Raw genomic sequence first — 20,648 nt, forward strand, 5'->3', positions numbered from 1 at the left:
AAGAGGCGTGAACGGTTACGATCCTGCTTTTATTGCTTATTCATATTTCTTCTTTGTTTTCTCATTTTATGTAATGAAATTACAGTCAGCATTGGTCCAGATAAAGCATAAATCCCAGAGCTTATAAAAAGAATTATTGCAGGATCTGCAGCAATTGCTACAAATAAAATAATCATTACCAAGACATATAAAAACGGAACTTTACCCTTAAAATCTACTTCCTTAAAACTGTAATAACGCAAATTACTCACCATTAAGACTGCAGTAATCAAAGCCAACCCTGCTGTCAATAGCGATATAATTAAATTACTCCACTCATTCTGAAAGCAAATCCAGGCAAAAGAAGCCATTACTGCAGCGCTTGGTGGGCATGGGAGTCCTTGGAAATAACGCTTATCCGATTTCCCAATTTGAGTATTGAATCGAGCTAAACGTAGAGCAACAGCAGCTGTATATACAAAAGCAACCAACCAGCCAAATTTTCCTAACTGATTTAGGGTTAAATTATACAAAAGCAAAGATGGCGCCACACCAAAAGTAACCATATCAGATAAACTGTCGTATTGAGCACCAAACTCAGTTTGCGTATTAGTTAGTCGCGCGATTCTGCCATCGAGGCTATCAGCTATCATACCAACAAACATCGCTATTACAGCAGCCTCATATTGCCCCTTCGTTGAGGCGACTATAGAATAAAATGCTGCAAACAAACTAACGGTCGTCAATAGATTTGGCAACAAATAAATCCCAGAATGATTATCTTTATTCATTCGCAATCACACCTCGTTCATTTTTAAAATCAGCAACATGCTAACATAAATGGAACCTAATCTACTATGGAAACTTAGCCTTAGCCACCCAAAGAATAATGGAATGGTTCACTCAGAAATTATTTATTACAATAAAATCGTTAATTTCTCCTGCAGGTAAAGCACGATGATGGTATACTTATCATACTGTATTTAATATGTATAGAGTTATGTCTGATCGAAAGAAAAAAACAATCGTAATTGAAGGTGTTACTGCACAAGGTAAAACATTTCGACCAAGTGACTGGGCTGAACGCATGAGTGGTTCTTTAGCTATGTTTAAAAACAACAGGATTTATTATTCCCCGCTTTTGCAACCAAGCGTAAATAGCGAAGGTTATAAATGCGTCTTACTTGATCCCAAACTCAAGGAATCAAGCCCTCAAGTTTATCAAGCCATTATGGATTTTGCCAAGGCAAATAACTTAAAAATCTGCGGCGAAGAAGACTAGTTCAATTCTCCATTATTACCTTTATAAAAATAAATGAAATACCAAGTGCTAATTTTCAGGAAAATTAAAATCCACCTGCGCTTTTTATTGCTAAAGTCATCTTCATAAAATACTCTAAAGCCGCATTAATCATCGCTATGGTATTATCAAAATTCATCGCAAATACACCTGCAATAAGAAATAATAACCCCTTAAGCCCTTGTTGAGTACCTGGTTGACTAGCATGAGCGACCAGGACACACCCTCGAATAAACCACAAAACACCTGCGGTACGGATTAAAAACCCCATTGAGCTGTAGATATTGGCTGGATTATAGTTTGAATAGGTTAAGACATTGCCAACACCGAAAGCTGTATTCGCCATAACATCCAAACCTGTAGGTAGGTAGATCAAAAGAGCCCCAATCAATAAATACATCATAGGGGTAAACATCTTTTCATGCGAGGAAGATTGGGCTCGATAATCAGCAATTTTTCTTAACTTGCTAATCGCTGTTAAAAAAAATAAAATACCCAATATATATGCTCCACCTGTGATGAGTTTTTGCACAGGATAAAGAGATTGGCTAATATTGCCTAATATAGTTATTAAATCTGTACTATTCATATGTTAATTATATGCACTTAGCCCTTGCAATGCATAATTTTTTCCCTATATTAATCATTTTAGAATAAAAAGTTGATGTCTCCTATGCAAATAAATACTTTTCCTATTACCCTTGAAGAATCCTTCATGATCTCTCCCAAGGTCAAGCATTTTATATTTAATTGTGAGTTATCACCTCCTTTTGATTATTTAGCAGGACAATTTATTACTATTCACTTTGAGCATGAGGGTAGAAATTTAAAGCGTAGCTATAGCATCGCTAATGAGCCTAAAAAGGATAATCGTATTGAATTCGCTGCAGGATATTTTAAAGGAGGTCCTGGAACAGAACTACTTTATAATTTGAAACCCGGGGATATCATCCAAATCAATGGCCCCTTTGGACGCTTAGTTTTTAAAGATGAAATCCCAGGAAGATATATTTTAGTTGCTACCAGCACAGGTACTACGCCTTATCGTGCTATGCTTAACGAACTTGGTAAACGAATAGAAGAGCGTCCTGATTTACAAGTAGTAATACTGCAGGGAGTACAGCGTCGTGACGAAATTCTTTACCCTGATGATTTTCAAAGTTTTGCAAAAAAATATCCGCAAGTTAGCTTTCGTCCTTATTTAAGCCGTGTTCCATTTCAAGACTTGAAGGATAATGAATACTGTGGCTATGTTCAACATGCTTTCCCAGAACTTAACCTAAATCCAACCCAAGACGTTGTTTATTTGTGTGGAAATCCAGGTATGATCGATGAGGCATTTAATTATTTAAAAGAGCATGGTTTTTCTATGCAACAAATTATCCGTGAAAAATATATTTCACGCTAAAAAGTCGACGCCCAATTAAATGAGGAGATAAGTAGATTATGAGTTATGAAGAATTATCAAATACAATGGAGCAAATGCTGCATGAGGGGAAGGGTATTTTAGCTGCTGATGAAAGCAATAGTACTATTGGCAAGCGTTTCGCTACAATCAATATAGAAAATACTGAGCAAAATCGTAGGGATTATCGATTGTTACTAGCAACTACTCCTGATTTGGAACAGTATATTAATGGTGTTATCTTATTTGAAGAAACCTTTACCCAAACGGATGATCATGGAATATCAATCCCTGAGCTTTTTGTTAATAAAGGGATTGTTCCTGGAATTAAAGTTGATAAAGGGCTTGTTGATTTGCCTAATACTGAGCATGAAAAAGTGACTCAAGGATTAGATGGCTTAACAGAGCGCCTACTTCATTTTAAAAAATTAGGCGCAAGATTTGCAAAATGGAGAAATGTTTATACCATCTCCGAATATACCCCTAGTTTAACCGCGATAAAAACAGGCGCTGAAAACTTAGGTCGTTATGCTGCCGCTTGTCAATCTGTTGGTATTGTCCCAATTGTTGAGCCAGAAGTGTTAATGGATGGCAATCATAGCATTGAGCATTGTGCTGAAGTTTGTGAGATGGTGCTCCACGAGCTATTCCATACTTTATTTATCCATCAAGTTGAACTTGAGCATATTATTCTTAAACCAAGTATGGTTACCTGTGGTAAAGAAATCAACCCATTTAGTGACCCTGAAGAAGTTGCTGACTATACCATTAGCGTCTTCCGTAATAACGTTCCAGCATCCGTACCTACTATAAACTTCCTATCTGGGGGGCAAACACCACAGCAAGCTACTGCTAACTTAAATGCAATCAACCAAATTGGCCACCAGCCTTGGCTCCTCAGCTTTTCTTTTGGCAGAGCATTACAGGAAGACTGCTTGCAAGCCTGGGAAGGAAAGAAAGCAAATATTGCCAAAGCACAAGAAGCTTTACTTAAAAGAGCACGCTTAAATAGTATGGCCTGTTTAGGTGAGTATCAAAACGACATGGAGTAATCCATGGGAGTTGGCTTTGCAAAAAAATACTGCCCTCATTAAAACAATAGGTTGGTGCTGAGCAATAGCAAAGCCCAACTTCTTACGTTAAACCCAACTCAAAACGTGCATACAAAGGCAAGTGATCGGATAGCATTCGCCAAGGCTTACCTTGTAAACAAGCAACTTCCTGTACTTCCATGCCTCGGAAATATACTCTATCTACACACAAAGCAGGTCTTATTGCAGGGAAGGATCGGGCATGTTGCCCTTCAATAGCAACAAAAGCTTCCTCAATACCTAAATCCTCAGCAAGGACTTTAGAAATCACATGACGCCAATCATTAAAATCACCAGCCATTAGCAAAGGCTCATTTGGAGGAACAACATTTTTAATGCGCTGGATTAATGCATTACATTGCTCTGTACGCTCAGCCTTAAATAGCCCTAAGTGAACGCATAATAGATGAATTGTATTATTGTCCAATCTCAATTGGGTATGAAGAATTCCTCTTGAAGCTCTATTTATGTTTGAAAGATTAATACTTTCGAAACGTTCAAAGGGGTATTTACTTAAAATGGCATTGCCATGGTGGCCAGATTGATAGACTGCATTTTTCGCATAAATATAATGTGGCCAAATATTTTCAGCGATGTATTCACATTGGGGAGAATTAGGCCAAGTAACAATTCTTTTTTCCCGCCTTCTGTGTTTACCTTGTACCTCTTGCAGGAACACAAAATCTGGGTTTAAACTGGCTAAAGCCTCTCGCATTTCTGGGAGCAAAAAACGCACTGCTCCCACTCCAAAACCCTTATGAATATTGTATGTTATTAACGATACGCTACGCACACCCTGTTGCATGGATAATCTATCTCTCATTCAGGTTTTAATAAAGCTTGGTCCTATAATTATAACCTACATTTTAAGAAACATATTTCTTTATTCACCCTGAAAGTTAATTTACATAACAACACATTAAGTAATAAGCTATAGTGATCACTAATAAACGAAAGAAAACAAATGGAAACAATAATGTTAAATATCCCTGGCCTTTCTATTGCTTGTAAGGCCTGGGGAAATCCTAATAACCCACCGATTATCGCTTTGCATGGTTGGCTAGATAATGCCAATAGTTTTGATGACATAGCCCAATATTTGCAAAACAGTTATTACTTTATAGCGGTAGACTTGCCTGGACACGGTCACTCTTCCCATTTACCTCAAGGATGCGTCTACCATTTCACTGATGGAATATTTACTGTTATTGAAATTATTAATGCTTTGGAGTTAGATAAAGTCCATTTATTGGGGCATTCTATGGGAGCCTGCTTGGGAAGTCTTGCAGCAGGTGTTGCTCCGAATCGTTTTCTCTCTTTAGGCTTAATTGAAGGATTGGGACCTTTTTCCCAACCTGCTGAAACAGCCTGTAAGCAACTGTCCAACTATATGCATCATTTATTAGAAAAGCAATCTAAATCAAAAGGCTATAATAAATTCGAACATGCTGCCTTGGCTCGCTCTATCAAAGGCTATGTTTCTATGGACATTGCTAAAACACTTTGTGAACGTGGCACTCAGGAGGAAGATGGCGTTTATTATTGGAGACACGACCGCAGACTATTGTCCCCTTCCCCATTACAATTGACTGAAACTCAAATCCTTTCCTGTCTGCTTGAAATTAAGGTTAAAACCTATTTAATTTGGGCAAGCAATGGATTTTCTTTTGATTCTGAAAAGATGAAAGCAAGAATTCAAGCAGTAAAAAATATTAAAATTGATCGTCTGGAAGGTGGACATCATATCCATATGGAAAAACCAGAACTTATAAGCAAGCTGTTAGAGGATTTTTATCAATCGCTATAAAATGGGCTCAAATGGGCCTTCTGCTTATGTAAAAAACATCGACCTGTTAATATAAATCTAGAGGTATCTATCCGCTCCTAACGGTCGCGGCTCGAATTATAGTTATCAAACCGAGCCGAGACCGTTAGGGAGCGGATAGTGAATACCACTCTTATTGAGAATAACTAAAATTTATCTTTAATCTACATAACAAGATTGATAATTGATAGTCACTTCACTCAATGATCTCTTAATATCATCTAAATTGTAACCTAAATCTTTGGCAGCGCTGAGCATACCGCAACCACCTTCATCAAATGTTGAGTAAGGTGTCCAATAATCCATATTAGCTTTCACCATCACATCAAAAGCCATACGGAGATTCCAATTAGGCTGATTAGATAATATATAGAATAGGTGATTATATACTCCACTGGAATAGTGGACATCCAAGCCGCCGTAATAATCATCAGCTACATCAATGGACATACCATCACGGCTTGGTTGATCCATGTATCGCAATGCGTCATAACCACTGTTTTCTTTCATGATTTCAGGGCCAATTTGCCAGCTATTTTTGCCTACTGAATAATATTCAGCTGCTTGAGCCGCCATGTCTGAAAACGATTCATTCATACCGCCTGATTGGCCAAAATATTCAAGTCCTGAGTGTTGCTCAGTAAAACCATGACTAATCTCATGACCACCAACACCTAAGGAAACTAATGGATACATCATGGTGTCACCATCTCCAAAAGTCATTTGCTTGCCATCCCAGTAAGCATTTTCATAACCTTGGCCATAATGAACTCTCATAACCAACTGCATTGGCGAACCATCAGACTTGGTTAATGCCTCAACACCATACCAATCATGGTACATGTGCTTAATTACATAGCCAGCATATAATGCATCATTAGTGGGGGAGGCTGCTCCATTATCTTTATCATAACCATCTGCAAAATAACCAGTGTAATAGATGTTTGTGGGCTGAGTGTCGGGAGCCTCTTTGCAAGTGAATTGCATAGGTCTGTTATTCGAATAATACTTATGCCCCATATCTACCACTTTAACATCGGTATTTTCCATATAGCACATGTTAATACCGGCATCGCGAGTAATGTCTAATAAAGGTAAATCTTTACCAAATTGATATTCGCCAATTTTACGATTTCCACCGAATCCAATTCCTTTCGCTGAAACTCTTTCGGTTTTTATATCGTTCCATTGAACAAAAGGTTTATTTGTCTCAGCATCAATAATTGCAGTTGGACGCTCAGGAATCTTATCATCATGAGTAACAAGAATACTGACTTTGTAAGCCCAATGCGCTTGGTGTTTCTCATCAACATAAACCATCGGAGTTACTTGCTCTTCACCAACTTGTTTGCCGGAGTAATGAGCTTTAAATTGTTGTAATACTGAAGGAGCATTTTTAATGAAAGAAGGTTGGGGTTGACCTAATTCGGCTTGTAATCCATCATAAATCACACCATTCATTTTTACATCAGATTTTGCTGCGATTAAACCATTAGCTGTATTTTTACTGTGCATAATAGCATAACCACCAAAAACTGGGAATCCAGCATATTGCTGTTGCATACGAACATGTGTCACTTTATTCCCATCAGTATGCTGTCTCACAAATTGCAAACTGTTAGTAGAAACCGTAGCTCCTTTCATAACACCTGGTAAAGACAGTTGAAATTTTTGCTTTACTTCAGAAAAAGATGACTTTTGTAAAGGCATTGGCTCAGCTGCTTTAACAGACGAAGCAAATCCTAAAGCAATAGCTACAGCTAATGGTGACAGATAATAATTTGGGTGCATCGATTCTAACTCCTTAAACTTAATTCTCAGTAGCAACTCATCCTGGAGTGCCCAGGCTGTTATATTGCCCTATAATTTTGCGGTTAATTTACAGCACACTCAAGTAATTAACTTCAAAATCAAGGACGATCCAAACTAGGGCAATACTTAAATAATGAAAATCAAAACCAAGTATTTTCCTTTGTTCACTCAATTATTTGGATGGCATTCTAATATGTTATTAGAATAGGCTTATAACCAACTACCATTTTTCAAAATACAAGAACATCTTTTCCAAACTTTTCAAAACTAGCACAAATTTATTATTTTTGAAAATACTTATTTTTAAATGCTTTGACTTTAACGTGAGTTCGACACAAAAGGCATTTATGCTTTGTCTGTCGCTAAACGACTCAAAAACAATCTAGTTCGATATAGGCAAAATCTCTGATTTTGCCTATATCGAACTCACATTAAGTAATGGCCAAGATAAATAAACTCACAAAGAAAAATGCTTCCAAAAAAATTGATCTAAGTGGTCAAATTTTAAATTTATTAAATAAAAAATCAATTCCTCTGTGAGATTTCTTTCTTACTCATACCATGGAAGAAGTATAAAAACAATAAAGTGTAAAACTGCAGACAATATTAACAATAATAACCTCTCGCTCTTGAGCTATTGACAAAGAAACTAAATCGTTTTTTAACTAGCATTGACCCTAATTAATACTTGCTCAGGAGTCACTTTATCTCCTTTTTGGCATAATATCTCTGAAACAACTCCATTGATTGGTGTTTGCAGTTCTGTTTCCATTTTCATAGCTTCAATCACTAACACAACTTGACCTGCTTTTACTTCATCGCCAACTTGAACATGAATTGCAATAACAGAACCTGGAATTGATACTGTAATATCACCTGGACTTCTTTTACTTATAACTGATTTTTGTATTGTCTCTGTGGGTTCTGCACGTTGCACAACAACCTCTTCAGGGACACCATCAACCCATAAAAAACAGGATTGATGCCCATGTTCGGCTGTTCCAAATCCTGCCACTTTTACGTGATAATTTTCGCCATGCAGAATAATATCAAATTCGGACATGGCCGAATTATTCTGAGGACTCGCTTGAGTTAGCAAAGGTTCGGGAATTAATTGATTGTTTTTACGCTGCTCTAAAAATTGGCATCCAACTTCCGGAAACATTGCATAGGTAAGAACATCCTCGTCACTCAATGCCAAATCACCTATTTCATTACGCAATTGATTTAATTCATTAGGCAATAAATCAGCAGGCCTTACTTCAATTACCTCCGTTCTTCCAATTGCTTTTTTTCGTAAAGTAGAGCTTATTTTACCAGGTGCAGTACCGTATTTCCCCTGACAATAAAGTTTTACTTCATTAGTTATCGTTTTGTATCTCTCTCCTGTAAGAACATTAATAACAGCTTGAGTACCAACAACCTGAGAGGTTGGAGTAACTAACGGTGGGTAACCTAAGTCTTTACGAACTCGAGGGATTTCTTTGTGAACTGCCGCCATCTTATCTAAAGCATTCTGCTCTTTAAGCTGGCTATATAAATTGGATATCATTCCACCAGGAACCTGATACAATTGAACCCGTGGGTCAATATCTCTTGCTTCACTTTCAAATTGAGAATATTTTTTGCGGACTATTTTAAAATAATCATCTATTTCCAATAACAAATTCAAATTCAATTCGGTATCGTACTGAGTTCCTGTCAATGCTGCCACCAAAGCCTCGGTAGAGGGATGAGAAGCACCTCCTGAAAAGGAGGAGATTGCTGTATCGAGATGATTGCAACCCGATAGTACTGCTTCATAATGACAAATATTTGCCAAACCAGAAGTCGAATGACTATGTAAATGAATAGGCAGCCCTGTCACTTGTTTTAATCCAGTATACAATTCAACTGTGGCTGCAGGAGTTAACAAGCCGGCCATATCTTTGATAGCAATACTATCACAACCCAATTCGGCTAGCTTTTTTCCAAGTTCTAAAAAATTATCTAAAGTATGTACCGGACTTGTAGTGTAGCAAATTGCGCCCTGAATATGCTTTTTATGTATTTTAACTGCATCTATAGCTACTTTTAGATTTCTGGGATCGTTTAGGGCATCAAATACACGGAATATATCTATTCCATTGTTAGCAGCTAGTTTGATAAATGTTTGAACCACATCATCTGCATAATGCCTATAACCTAACAAATTTTGGCCGCGCAAAAGCATAGAAAGTTGAGTATTCGGCAAAGCCTGGCGTATTTGTCTCAATCTTAGCCAGGGATCTTCCTTTAAATATCGCAAACAAGCATCAAAAGTAGCGCCACCCCACACTTCCATAGCCCAAAAACCAACAGAATCCATTTTATTACAGATCGGTAACATGTCTTCAGTACGCATTCTTGTAGCAATTAGACATTGATGCGCATCACGCAAAGTAACATCTGTTATAAACGTTTTGGCCATAAAGTTAATCCTGATCCCTGAAACGAATAACAATAGCATAACCTTAAAAACAGAACACCCTGAAATCAAGACATTTTCAGAGTCTACACATGAAAGATAAATCCCGAAGATTATTTTGCTTCAGTAGGTTTTATTCTTATGCTAACTTGCGGAGATCTTGTCGATATCCTCGCAGATATATAGACATATTCCTAAAGTTCAGGCAAAATCTGCAAACCTTAGATTATATCGAAGTTGAATGAAAAAAATTCTAGTATTACATGGTCCCAATTTAAATCTTTTAGGTTCTCGTGAACCCTCAATTTATGGAAATATTTCATTAGATCAAATTAATTCCAATTTAATAAAAGAAGCCAACAAAGTGGGGATCCAACTAAATTGCTATCAAAGCAACGCTGAAGCAGAATTAATCAGTGCTATTCATCAAGCTAAAATTGATAAAATCGATTACATTATCCTAAATCCTGCAGCATATACTCACACCAGTATTGCATTGAGGGATGCTTTAAGTGCAGTTGCAATCCCATTTATTGAAGTGCACCTTAGTAATATTTTTTCCCGTGAAGCTTTTCGCCACCATTCTTATTTCTCAGATATTGCCACAGGCATCATCAGTGGTTTTGGTGCGCAAGGGTATTTACTGGCCTTACAAGCAATTATTAAAGAATTAAAGTGAGAGAACGAACAAATGGATATCAGAAAAATCAGAAAATTAATTGAGCTTCTAGAAGAAACTGGCATCTCAGAGATTGAAATCAAGGAGGGCGAAGAATCACTAAGACTGAGCCGTCATAATCCTACTTCAACAGAAGCTACTCAAATTCACTATATGGCTCCTCCGCCAATGAAACAAACATTACCAATTCAGCCTTCCGGTCCATCAATAACTGAATCACCTGTTGCTGATGATAAGCAAACAGCTTCTACGCTTCGGGTCATAAAATCCGTTCCCCCATGGTCGGAACAATGTACACAGCCCCCTCTCCTGATAGTCCACCTTTTGTAACAGTGGGACAATCTGTTAAAGCAGGCGATACTTTGTGCATTATTGAAGCAATGAAAATGTTTAATGAAATTGAATCGGATCGTGCTGGTAAAATTGTTGAAATTTTAGTGAAAAACGGGGAACCTGTTGAATATGACCAGCCTTTGTTTATTATAGAATAGAGAGATCTATCCATGCTCAGTAAAATAGTTATTGCAAATAGAGGTGAAATCGCACTTCGCATATTACGCGCATGTAAAGAACTCGGCATTCAGACTGTTGCTGTTCATTCTGATGTAGACAAGGACTTGTTACATGTTCGTCTAGCTGACGAAACAGTTTGTATAGGGCCAGCGCCTGCTCAAAAAAGTTATCTTAATATTCCAGCAATTATCTCTGCGGCAGAAATAACTGACGCGGTAGCAATACATCCCGGTTATGGTTTTTTATCAGAAAATGCAGATTTTGCAGATATTGTTGAGCAAAGTGGCTTTCGCTTTATTGGCCCACGTGGGGATTCTATTCGTCTTATGGGAGATAAGGTTTCAGCCATTGCTGCTATGAAAGCTGCGGGGGTTCCTTGTGTTCCAGGTTCAGATGGTCCCTTAGGTGATGATGATAATTACAATCTAAAACTTGCGCGAAAAATTGGCTATCCCATCATTATCAAAGCAGCTGGAGGAGGAGGCGGGCGTGGAATGCGAGTCGTTCATAGCGAATCAAACCTGTTAAGTGCTATAGCATTAACGAGAAGCGAAGCCAAAGCAGCATTCAATAATCCTATAGTTTACATGGAAAAATTTCTGGAAAACCGCGTCATGTTGAGTTTCAAGTTTTAGGGGATGGTAAAGGGAATGCCATCCATCTGGGTGAACGTGATTGTTCCATGCAGAGGCGACATCAAAAAGTAGTAGAGGAAGCTCCAGCCCCAGGAATCACTCCTGAGCTAAGAAAAGAAATTGGAGCATCCGTGGTCAAAGCTTGTAAAGAATTGCAGTATCGAGGTGCTGGAACTTTTGAATTTTTATTTCAAGATGGCTGCTTTTACTTCATTGAAATGAATACTCGTATTCAAGTTGAACATCCAGTAACAGAAATGATAACTGGTATTGATTTAATTAAAGAACAAATCAAAATTGCCAGCGATATGCCTTTTTCTTTAACACAAGAAGACATTAAATTATGTGGACATGCTATCGAATGCCGAATCAATGCAGAAGATCCAAGAACTTTTATGCCTTCTCCAGGAACCATAAAATTGCTCCACCAACCAGGTGGGCCAGGTATTCGTTTTGATTCTCATATATACAGTAGTTATGTTGTACCGCCTAATTATGATTCTATGATAGGAAAATTGATAAGTTATGGAGCAACCCGAGCTGAGGCTATCGCAAGAATGCGTAATGCCCTCGATGAAATTATCATTGATGGCATAAAAACCAATATAGAATTGCATCAACGTATCCTTCACAACCAATCTTTCGTAGAAGGTGGTACCAATATTCATTATTTAGAAAAAATGCTCAAGGATTAATGCCGTGTGGCTTCAATTAAAAATAGAACATTGTCCTAACGAGGATATCGAAGAAATCACTGAAGAACTGGAAGAATTTGGTGCCTTATCTGTTATGCTCACGGACAAGAACGACGACCCTGTTCTTGAACCAGCACCTGGTACAACACCTTTGTGGCCAGAAGTCATTATTCATGCTCTATTTTCCCAGGCAGAAGAGGTACAACAAGTCAGGCAACACTTGGTTGCTAAGCGACCTTCATTACATTGCAGCTTGGAGTTGCTTGCTGATAAAGACTGGGAAAGAGCCTGGATGGATGATTTTAAGCCTCATCGTTTTGGTAAACGTCTGTGGGTTTGCCCAACTTGGCTAACTCCCCCAGAGCCTGATGCCGTGAACTTGATGTTAGATCCTGGTCTGGCTTTTGGCACCGGCACACATGCTACGACCTCTCTATGCTTAACCTGGCTGGAACAAGCCGATTTAAAAAACAAATCAATAATAGATTATGGTTGTGGTTCAGGCATCCTCTCCCTGGCGGCCATAAAGTTAGGAGCCCGGCATGTCTATGCAGTGGATATAGATAATCAAGCCTTACAGGCTACAAAGAATAATGCAGTGGTTAACCAAATCACTGAAAGTCAACTATCTGTAGGTTTTCCTGATGAATTACAAAATCCAGTAGATTTAATTATTGCCAATATTCTTTTAGCTCCATTAATCAGCTTAAAAGAACGCCTTTATCAATTGCTCCCACAAGGTGCAAACTTAGTAACATCAGGACTTCTTGAAGAACAAGTTCCATTGCTTATTGAGGCTTACGACTTAGCTTTCACTCATATTTCAACAGAAAATTGTGGTGACTGGTCCTTGCTAGTCTTTGCCAGAAAGTAATAACAGTTTTCACGTAGGGAAATATAAATGACGAAGAAACAAATTGACTCATCTTTCAAACCACAGCGCGCTCTACTCAGTGTTTCTGATAAAAGAGGCATAAGAGAACTGGGCCAAGTCTTGCATCAACATGGGATAGAATTAATTGCTACTGGTAATACCGCCGCTGTATTAAGAGAAAATAATTTACCAGTAACCGACGTCAGCGATTGCACAGGGTTCCCTGAAATAATGGATGGCCGGGTCAAAACCCTTCATCCAGTCATTCACGCTGGTCTATTAGCGCGCGGAGAGCATGATAAACCTGTCTTACTACAACATGGAATTGAGCCTATTGACTTACTTATTGTTAATTTATACCCCTTTGAACAAGTAATTAGCCGACCTGATTGTGATTTTAATAAAGCAATTGAGAATATCGATATTGGTGGACCCACCATGATCCGAGCAGCTGCTAAGAATCACGCCCACGCTTATGTGATAGTTGACCCTGAGGATTACTCAGAATTAATAAATTATTTGCAAGATCAAAAAGCACCCTCTAATTGGCGTTTTACATTGGCAAAAAAAGCATTTGCTCATACTGCAGCCTATGATGCTGCCATTGCAAATTATTTAACTACTCTAAGTTCTGATTGCATTCCCACGGGATTTCCTGATGTTCTCACATGTCAATTCAACAAGATTAGTGATCTTCGTTATGGTGAAAACCCTCATCAGCAAGCTGTTTTTTATGCCGATAAAAACTCACCTCAAGGGTCTCTGGGTAGAGCAATTTTGTTACAAGGGAAACAGTTATCTTATAATAACATTCTTGATGCGGATGCCGCTCTTGATTGTGTTAAATCATTTGCAAATGATCAGTCAGTTTGCGTAATAGTGAAGCATACCAATCCCTGTGGTATTGCTTTAGGAGACTCTTTACTTAATGCTTATTTAAAAGCATTCCAAAGCGATCCAATATCTGCTTATGGTGGAATCATTGCATTCAATGGCATTTTAGATGGAGATACTGCTAAAGCCATACTTGAAAAACAGTTTGTTGAAGTCATCATTGCACCCGATGCTAATGATGAAGCCAAAAGGATTTTAGCTACTAAAGAAAATATTCGTGTTCTTCTTACAGGTTTTTGGCAGCAAGGAGCCGACTTTAGACTCAACATGAAGAAAGTGGACGGAGGTTTATTAGTCCAAGAACATGACTCCCTTTCTTTAGAATCCATTGAACTACAGACCGTTACCCAGGTCACACCAACCGAGCAGCAAAGAAAAGATTTAATGTTTGCCTGGCTAGCTGCAAAGCATGTGAAATCTAACGCAATAGTATATGCTAAAGATTTAGCTACTATAGGTATTGGAGGCGGCCAAACCAGTCGTGTAATGAGTGCCAGGATTGGCTTATGGCAAGCTGAGCAAATGGGGGTTGATCCTCAAGGTTCTGTGATGGCATCCGATGCGTTTATTCCCTTTCCAGACACTGTTGAAATTGCAGCAATAGCTGGTGTATCAGCGATTATTCAACCTGGGGGATCCATCAGAGATGAACAAATCATTTCTTGCGCAGAACAGTACGGTATTGCAATGATTTTGACTGGAATACGTCATTTTAAACATTAGAATAATGGTTTTACCAAATTGCAAGCTTGACTAACTTGAATAAAAGGCGTTATATAACGTATCATCTTCTTTTTAATCGAAGCATTTTTGAATGCAATAAATAGAAACTCATTTGGAGTAAAACCATGACAACTGAGCAATACCCGGCCTCACTTGTCAGCCGTCTTGCAATCACAGAGCCAGCGTTGGTTCCAGAAGGATACTATCGCTCAAAATTATTTATTGCTCCATTTTCTACCAATGTGTTAGTTGCAGCGGCCGGACCATTGCTGTCTTTGTTAGAAAGATTATGTTTGAGCCCATCCCTGCCTCCAATTGAAGATATTAGAGAAAATATAGAACATGAATTACGAGCGTTTCATAGCAAACTAAATGCATCTAAATATCCTCAAGATATTGTCTGCATCGCTCAATATCTACTGTCAGCGACTATAGATGAAATATTAGGAAAAAGTTATCTGCGAGTTTATAACCTCCCAACAGAATTCAAGTCATTTACTCCTTTATCAAGTGATGGTGCACAGCCACAACAACGTTTTTTTGAAATACTTGATTATATTAAAGAAAGACCAAATCAATTCCTTGATTTAATAGAGTTAGTCTATTTTTGTCTAATTGCAGGATTCGAAGGCCAGTATCATTTAAGAGCAGATGGTCGACAAGTGCTTGACAATACTATTGAAGATTTGTACCAAATAATTCAACAATACCGCTTTAATAAACCACATCGCTTATTTAATGAAAATCCTATCCCTAAAACCATTAAAAAAAATTATAAGGCAACTTTAATCACTGCCATTGCTGCTGTAAGTATTGTAATTGTAGCTTTCTTTGCCAGTCATATATTGTTAGAAGGGAAAGCTAAAACCGTTTTATTTGGACATACCCAACTTGCTATGCTGGAAAACTAATGGATAATTCACTACGAGCATTATGTGATGCAATAAAAAAAGTTCTTTCTCAACTAAAACCCCACGTTAATCAATTATCGTTTATTGTCATTACAGGAAAAAATGCTCAAGGTAAATCCGCTTTGTTAAAACAAAGCAGCATGGAAGAAATGCCTGTATTCAGTGAAGAACATGCAAAAATTTATTTTAATCAAAGAGGGATTGTCGTTGAGCTTGGCGAAAATTGGCTTACGAATAGTAAAACATTATTGCATACAACACTCAAACAGCTAAATAGGTGTAATCGTCATCTTAAAATTACAGGTCTTATTTTATGCGTTGACGTGAATGATTTATTAATTGCTGAGCCGACACAATTTGCCGAACAAAAAAAATCTCACTTACATCTAATTCAGCGTTTAGGTGTTAATTTGGGCTATCAAGTCGAATTAGCAATTATATTTACTAAAATGGATACGCTAGCAGGGTTTTCTGAATTTTATCAAATGGATCATACTAGCGATCTAGCCAAACCTCTTGGTTTCTCTTTAGATTGTGTAAACCAATTAGGTAAAAAAATTGAAACCTATTCATTTCAATTTAATCAATTCATTGAAGCACTAGGACAGCAGATTATCAATAAAATGCACCCGGTACGCTCAACTATTAAACGTAGTTTGATTCGTGAGTTTCCTTTACAATTAGCTAGCTTAAGAGCGCCAATTCAATCTTTAATCCAAGGGATTTCACCAAAATTGTTTCATCTCCACTCTATTTTTTTTACCAGTGCGGAACAAGGTGGGGTGAGTGTAGACAGGCTGAATAAAAAAATTCAACATGAGTATGCCTTAATTGTGCAGGATACTTTTCCTCAAGCTGTCAACTTTCGATCTTATTTTGTGGAAGGTGCTTTAAAAACCATACAAGAACAATGCAGTCAAGTACCAAACGCTACAAAATTCTCTCAAAAACCATTGATTGCCATTGCAGCAAGTCTGGCTGCGCTCAGTTTATTAACTCTAATTTATAATCACTATAAAACATCCCAGATTCTTGATGAAGCCAGTAAAGAATTACTGGCTTATGAAGCTCTGAATAACCAAAAAAATAATGGCGCGCAAGCCTTATACCATTTATCTCAAGCAGCAAATAAAATTAAAGATATTGGTTCGAACTCCATATCTCTGCCAACGGTTCATCAATTGAAATTAAATCTCCAAAATAATACCCAAAATCGCTTACAAGGAGAATTTATACCCTCATTGACCAATGAATTAGAGCAAGTAATCACCAACCTAGCAGCACGCCTATAACACGCTATAAAGCCTTAAAAATTTATTTAATGTTAGGACAACCAGAACATTTCTCGGCACAACCCATACTGGAATGGTTCCAATCTCACTGGCAAGGGCAAACAACAGGCGCTAGCCAAAAACAATTAACTCTCCTGAATCAAACGCTTAATAAACCCTTACTCAAAATATCTTTAAAACCACAAATAATTAGCGATGCAAGAAATTATCTCAATGCACTTCCGACCAGCTATTTATATTATTCCATTGCAAAAGAATACTTCCCTTCAGAGAAGCAAAAAATAGATATAGACGGTTTTAATTTGCCTATCAACGAAGTACCCGTTTACTTTACTAAAACTGGGTTTACAAAAGTCCTTAACGAATTACCTAAAATCACAAACAACCTTCAAGCAGAAAATTGGGTTCTTGCCAGACAAGGCTTGTCTCAATTACAGAATATGCTTATTCAAGCTTACTGTTTTGATTATGCCACATGGTGGCAAACCTTTATGAAGAAAACTCAACCTTTGCACTATCAAGATTACCAACAGGGTCGCCAATTAACAAAAACATTACAGCAATCTAATTCATTTTATAAACTTGTTAATCTTATTCAACAAGAGACCAAGCCTGACTTAACAGAAAATATATCCACATTTAATCAATTCATTGCTAATCAATTCACCGATTTAAATTTAACCACTTTATCAAGTATCAAAGAACTCAGTTTTAGAATTTCTGAATTGGAGCGATTTATTACAACTTTATCGGTAGTAAACGACGGAGGTAAAACAGCGTTTACTATTACACGTTCGCGCTTTATAAATGAGAATTCATCTGATCCAGTGAGCTTACTTTACGGTCAGGCTCGACAGTTCCCGGAACCTTTTAGCATATGGACTAAACAAATAGCTGGGGACACATGGGTTATCCTAATTAGAGACAGTCGGCAATACATCAATGAGCAATGGCAAAAAACCGTCTTTAGAGAATTTCAAAATTCCATAGCACAACGCTATCCATTTGACTCTTCTCAAGCTGCGGAAATTGAAATTACAGATTTTAATCGTTTTTTCTCAACCCATGGCATATTAAATACCTATACAGAGCAATACATCAAACCATTTCTGGATATTTCAACCCCTGAATGGAAACCAAAAGCTGTTAATGATTTTGTTTTACCTATTTCAAACGAAGTGATCGACGAATTGATTCGCGCCAACATTATTACTAATATGTTCTTTCCTGCGCATAGTGACGAAAGCAAAATTGATTTTAGTTTGCAAAAAATCAGCCTGGATCCAGTAGTTTCTAGCCTACAACTTGAAATTGGTGAAACCAAATTAGTTGACAATCAAACCAGCGATTCATCTACACGCTTCACTTGGCCCCAGAGTAATGCCAAATTAGCTCTCGATTCCATTGAAGGCAATCATTATGAACTCGCAGAGCATGGTACATGGGCAATATTTAAATTACTTGAAAAAGTTAATGTCCTGATCGATGAACAAGACAGTTCTAGCCTGCAAATACTTTTTGAGGTGAATAGCAACTCTGGTCGTTACTTATTGAAAACAAATAATCAAATTAATCCTTTTACTCCAGGGATATTAAATGGATTTATACTAAATGATCGTATAGTATAATTATGAGACATAATATAGGACATAGTATTCTTGCTGGATTATACGGAAATGCTCTAGAGTGGTATGATTTTTTACTTTATGCCAGTTTTGCCTCAGTTTTTGCTGAGATTTTTTTCCCTTCCAAAATTCATTTTGTTTCTCTTATCGCTACCTTTAGTTTGTTTGCTATAGGATTTATCATGCGCCCAATTGGAGGTCTTCTTTTTGGACACTATGCCGACCATGTGGGGAGGCGAAAAGCATTAATACTTTCTATGTCGATCATGACGACCTCTACCACATTGATTGCTTTACTACCCGATTTTCATTCCTGGGGGATAATGGCTCCCATTTTATTTTCGATTTTAAGACTAATCCAAGGACTTGCAGTTGGCGGAGAGCTTCCTGGCTCAACAACCTACTTAATTGAACATATGTTTCAAAATAGAAGAGGACTTGCAGGTAGCCTCGTATTAAGTAGTGCGTTCCTAGGTATTTTTCTGGGAGCGCTTACTGCATCTATAGTCAGCGCTCTGTTTACAGGAGACTCTTTATTACGATGGGGTTGGCGATGTACTTATTTATTAGGAGGAGTTTTAGGTCTTTTGGGGATCTATTTGCGTATTAAAAGTTTTGAATCTCCAGCCTTTCTGAAAGAAAGGCATACTAAAGAGATTCCTGCAAAAATAGTATTGACTACCTATAGGCAGCAATTATTTTTATCTGTAATAAGTACCAGTATCCTTGCTCTTGCTAATTACCTGCTTATTGCCTATGTCACTACATTCTTAGTAAAATCTGAATATTTCCTGTTAAAAGATGCTTTATTAATTAATTTAATAGCACTAGCCCTCCTTACTGCCTTAATTCCAATTATGGGATTTCTTTCAGATCTTGTAGGTCGCAAGCCTATCTTTTTAGTTGGATTATTTTCTCTTATTATACTTATTTTCCCATTTTTCTGGCTTTTATTAAGTGGAAACTGGTGGAAAGTTTTATGGTGCGAATTACTGTTGGCTGCAGTATTAGCCCCAATTAATGCAACCGTACCAACCATTATTGCAGAAATGTTCCCAACTAATATCCGTGCTAGTGGAATTTCTATATCTTACAATATTGGTCAAGCATTATTTGGTGGGACCATGCCTTTAATTGCTTTTATATTAATTGAATTTAGTAACAATAAAATGGCCCCCGCATGGTATCTATTTATATGGACCATAATCGTAGTATTGATAAGCTCTTTTATTCGTGAAAGCTATCAAAAGGAATTGATGTAGCTTGAAGACGATATTCTCTTTACTCTATTTTTTTGAACACCCTCAATCAGTTTTGTTATTATGTCAAGCCATATTGGGTATACATATTTTCCATCAGTCACTTGGATTAAGTTTATTGATGCGCGGTCTTATCACGAAGCAAGTAAGATTAAACTATTTCAATATATGGATATGCCATTCCTCTGTACTACTCTATCTAATAAATTATTTGCTTCAGTCAATATTTCATTAATTTTCTTAACATCATAAGGAAATAAGACTTCCACACGAGGCAACAAATTGGCATAAGCTGCATCTAGTATATAGCCTTTTATATTGTGTTCTTCTAATTTATTTTTTATAGCTTGTGCTACTTCTACATTACCACATAGTATATTACAATCCGCCCCACAATCCTTTCTAAGGCTTGAATTATCAATACCTTTTATAATAATCCCAATGGCCCTTTTAAATAATTCAATATGCTTTGCCGGGATACCTTCCTCTCTTTCCGTTAGACTGGCTTCCCAGCTATCCTTATAAGTACAATGCAGTACTTTATCTGCATATTTAGCCGGATTAAAACGTGCACCTATTAAATTGATTCTTTCATAAGCTGAAACCTCCAAATATTCCTTGGAAAAATCTATTTTAATAGGTATGCCATTTACGGTATCTACGTATGGTGACGTGGTCTAATAGATTTTG

Annotated in this window: 15 protein-coding genes and 3 pseudogenes; 12 read left to right on the plus strand and 6 right to left on the minus strand. The window is 37.3% G+C overall.

Going from position 1 to position 20,648, the window contains the following annotated elements:
• Window positions 1-29: 29 nt before the first annotated feature.
• Window positions 30-770 (minus strand): CDP-diacylglycerol--serine O-phosphatidyltransferase, encoded by a 741-nt coding sequence (pssA, locus tag OK13_RS10695; RefSeq protein WP_035890756.1) that lies wholly within the window; start codon window positions 768-770, stop codon window positions 30-32.
• Window positions 771-979: 209 nt separating this feature from the next.
• On the opposite strand from pssA, the gene OK13_RS10700 reads away from it, so the two are divergent.
• Entirely contained in the window at window positions 980-1,261 is a 282-nt protein-coding gene (locus OK13_RS10700; protein ID WP_035890757.1) for a DUF3579 domain-containing protein, read from the plus strand.
• 64 nt (window positions 1,262-1,325) lie between these two features.
• Here the strand turns inward: OK13_RS10700 and OK13_RS10705 are convergent, their stop codons facing one another.
• Window positions 1,326-1,868: a hypothetical protein gene (locus tag OK13_RS10705; RefSeq protein ID WP_035890758.1), complete on the minus strand. Its 543-nt coding sequence runs from the start codon at window positions 1,866-1,868 to the stop codon at window positions 1,326-1,328.
• Between the two features lie 84 nt (window positions 1,869-1,952).
• Between OK13_RS10705 and OK13_RS10710 the strand changes: the two genes are divergently transcribed.
• Window positions 1,953-2,687, plus strand: coding sequence for a ferredoxin--NADP reductase (locus OK13_RS10710; RefSeq protein WP_035890771.1), 735 nt, complete (start codon window positions 1,953-1,955; stop codon window positions 2,685-2,687).
• A gap of 38 nt (window positions 2,688-2,725) precedes the next feature.
• Window positions 2,726-3,736, plus strand: coding sequence for a class I fructose-bisphosphate aldolase (locus tag OK13_RS10715; RefSeq protein ID WP_035890759.1), 1,011 nt, complete (start codon window positions 2,726-2,728; stop codon window positions 3,734-3,736).
• An 82-nt stretch (window positions 3,737-3,818) separates the two neighbouring features.
• Here the strand turns inward: OK13_RS10715 and OK13_RS10720 are convergent, their stop codons facing one another.
• Complete coding sequence (locus tag OK13_RS10720; protein WP_035890760.1) at window positions 3,819-4,580, minus strand: endonuclease/exonuclease/phosphatase family protein; 762 nt, start codon at window positions 4,578-4,580, stop codon at window positions 3,819-3,821.
• Window positions 4,581-4,739: 159 nt separating this feature from the next.
• Between OK13_RS10720 and OK13_RS10725 the strand changes: the two genes are divergently transcribed.
• On the plus strand, window positions 4,740-5,582 hold the full coding sequence (locus OK13_RS10725; RefSeq protein ID WP_035890761.1) for an alpha/beta fold hydrolase: 843 nt from the start codon (window positions 4,740-4,742) through the stop codon (window positions 5,580-5,582).
• A 177-nt stretch (window positions 5,583-5,759) separates the two neighbouring features.
• On the opposite strand, the gene proA is transcribed toward OK13_RS10725, so the two are convergent.
• Both proA and oadA read right to left on the minus strand, forming a co-directional pair.
• The gene (proA, locus tag OK13_RS10730) at window positions 5,760-7,391 is read right to left on the minus strand and encodes a zinc metalloprotease ProA (protein ID WP_035890762.1); all 1,632 of its coding nucleotides are present in this window, start codon (window positions 7,389-7,391) and stop codon (window positions 5,760-5,762) included.
• 682 nt (window positions 7,392-8,073) lie between these two features.
• Entirely contained in the window at window positions 8,074-9,861 is a 1,788-nt protein-coding gene (gene oadA / locus OK13_RS10735; protein WP_035890763.1) for a sodium-extruding oxaloacetate decarboxylase subunit alpha, read from the minus strand.
• A 238-nt stretch (window positions 9,862-10,099) separates the two neighbouring features.
• Between oadA and aroQ the strand changes: the two genes are divergently transcribed.
• From aroQ to OK13_RS10775, 8 genes and pseudogenes are all read left to right on the plus strand, one after another.
• A complete protein-coding gene (gene aroQ / locus OK13_RS10740) occupies window positions 10,100-10,537 on the plus strand; it encodes a type II 3-dehydroquinate dehydratase (RefSeq protein WP_035890764.1) in 438 nt (145 codons plus the stop codon).
• A gap of 12 nt (window positions 10,538-10,549) precedes the next feature.
• A pseudogene (accB, locus tag OK13_RS10745) lies at window positions 10,550-11,028 on the plus strand (acetyl-CoA carboxylase biotin carboxyl carrier protein).
• A 12-nt stretch (window positions 11,029-11,040) separates the two neighbouring features.
• Window positions 11,041-12,380: pseudogene (gene accC, locus OK13_RS10750) on the plus strand (acetyl-CoA carboxylase biotin carboxylase subunit).
• 4 nt (window positions 12,381-12,384) lie between these two features.
• The gene (gene prmA / locus OK13_RS10755) at window positions 12,385-13,254 is read left to right on the plus strand and encodes a 50S ribosomal protein L11 methyltransferase (RefSeq protein WP_035890765.1); all 870 of its coding nucleotides are present in this window, start codon (window positions 12,385-12,387) and stop codon (window positions 13,252-13,254) included.
• 27 nt (window positions 13,255-13,281) lie between these two features.
• Window positions 13,282-14,871 carry a bifunctional phosphoribosylaminoimidazolecarboxamide formyltransferase/IMP cyclohydrolase gene (purH, locus tag OK13_RS10760; protein WP_035890766.1) on the plus strand — a complete coding sequence of 530 codons (1,590 nt, stop codon included), beginning with the start codon at window positions 13,282-13,284 and terminating at the stop codon, window positions 14,869-14,871.
• A 125-nt stretch (window positions 14,872-14,996) separates the two neighbouring features.
• Entirely contained in the window at window positions 14,997-15,782 is a 786-nt protein-coding gene (gene icmH, locus OK13_RS10765) for a type IVB secretion system protein IcmH/DotU (RefSeq protein ID WP_035890768.1), read from the plus strand.
• A pseudogene (gene icmF, locus OK13_RS16070) lies at window positions 15,782-18,702 on the plus strand (type IVB secretion system protein IcmF). Before icmH ends, icmF begins: the two are co-directional and overlap by 1 nt.
• A 2-nt stretch (window positions 18,703-18,704) precedes the next feature.
• Window positions 18,705-19,961, plus strand: coding sequence for an MFS transporter (locus tag OK13_RS10775; RefSeq protein ID WP_035890769.1), 1,257 nt, complete (start codon window positions 18,705-18,707; stop codon window positions 19,959-19,961).
• A gap of 158 nt (window positions 19,962-20,119) precedes the next feature.
• On the opposite strand, the gene OK13_RS10780 is transcribed toward OK13_RS10775, so the two are convergent.
• Complete coding sequence (locus OK13_RS10780; protein WP_035890770.1) at window positions 20,120-20,569, minus strand: hypothetical protein; 450 nt, start codon at window positions 20,567-20,569, stop codon at window positions 20,120-20,122.
• Window positions 20,570-20,648: the final 79 nt, after the last annotated feature.

The organism is Legionella norrlandica, assembly GCF_000770585.1.
In the GTDB taxonomy this organism is placed as follows: domain Bacteria; phylum Pseudomonadota; class Gammaproteobacteria; order Legionellales; family Legionellaceae; genus Legionella; species Legionella norrlandica.

What these genes read in the sequence shown, in the direction of transcription:
- OK13_RS10775 (WP_035890769.1), top strand. Translation starts at nt 18,705, where the DNA reads ATGAGACATAATATAGGACATAGTATTCTTGCTGGATTATACGGAAAT.
- OK13_RS10725 (WP_035890761.1), top strand. Translation starts at nt 4,740, where the DNA reads ATGGAAACAATAATGTTAAATATCCCTGGCCTTTCTATTGCTTGTAAG.
- OK13_RS10720 (WP_035890760.1), bottom strand. Translation starts at nt 4,580, where the DNA reads ATGCAACAGGGTGTGCGTAGCGTATCGTTAATAACATACAATATTCAT.
- OK13_RS10705 (WP_035890758.1), bottom strand. Translation starts at nt 1,868, where the DNA reads ATGAATAGTACAGATTTAATAACTATATTAGGCAATATTAGCCAATCT.
- oadA (WP_035890763.1), bottom strand. Translation starts at nt 9,861, where the DNA reads ATGGCCAAAACGTTTATAACAGATGTTACTTTGCGTGATGCGCATCAA.
- OK13_RS10715 (WP_035890759.1), top strand. Translation starts at nt 2,726, where the DNA reads ATGAGTTATGAAGAATTATCAAATACAATGGAGCAAATGCTGCATGAG.
- purH (WP_035890766.1), top strand. Translation starts at nt 13,282, where the DNA reads ATGACGAAGAAACAAATTGACTCATCTTTCAAACCACAGCGCGCTCTA.
- proA (WP_035890762.1), bottom strand. Translation starts at nt 7,391, where the DNA reads ATGCACCCAAATTATTATCTGTCACCATTAGCTGTAGCTATTGCTTTA.
- icmH (WP_035890768.1), top strand. Translation starts at nt 14,997, where the DNA reads ATGACAACTGAGCAATACCCGGCCTCACTTGTCAGCCGTCTTGCAATC.
- pssA (WP_035890756.1), bottom strand. Translation starts at nt 770, where the DNA reads ATGAATAAAGATAATCATTCTGGGATTTATTTGTTGCCAAATCTATTG.
- OK13_RS10700 (WP_035890757.1), top strand. Translation starts at nt 980, where the DNA reads ATGTCTGATCGAAAGAAAAAAACAATCGTAATTGAAGGTGTTACTGCA.
- aroQ (WP_035890764.1), top strand. Translation starts at nt 10,100, where the DNA reads ATGAAAAAAATTCTAGTATTACATGGTCCCAATTTAAATCTTTTAGGT.
- OK13_RS10710 (WP_035890771.1), top strand. Translation starts at nt 1,953, where the DNA reads ATGCAAATAAATACTTTTCCTATTACCCTTGAAGAATCCTTCATGATC.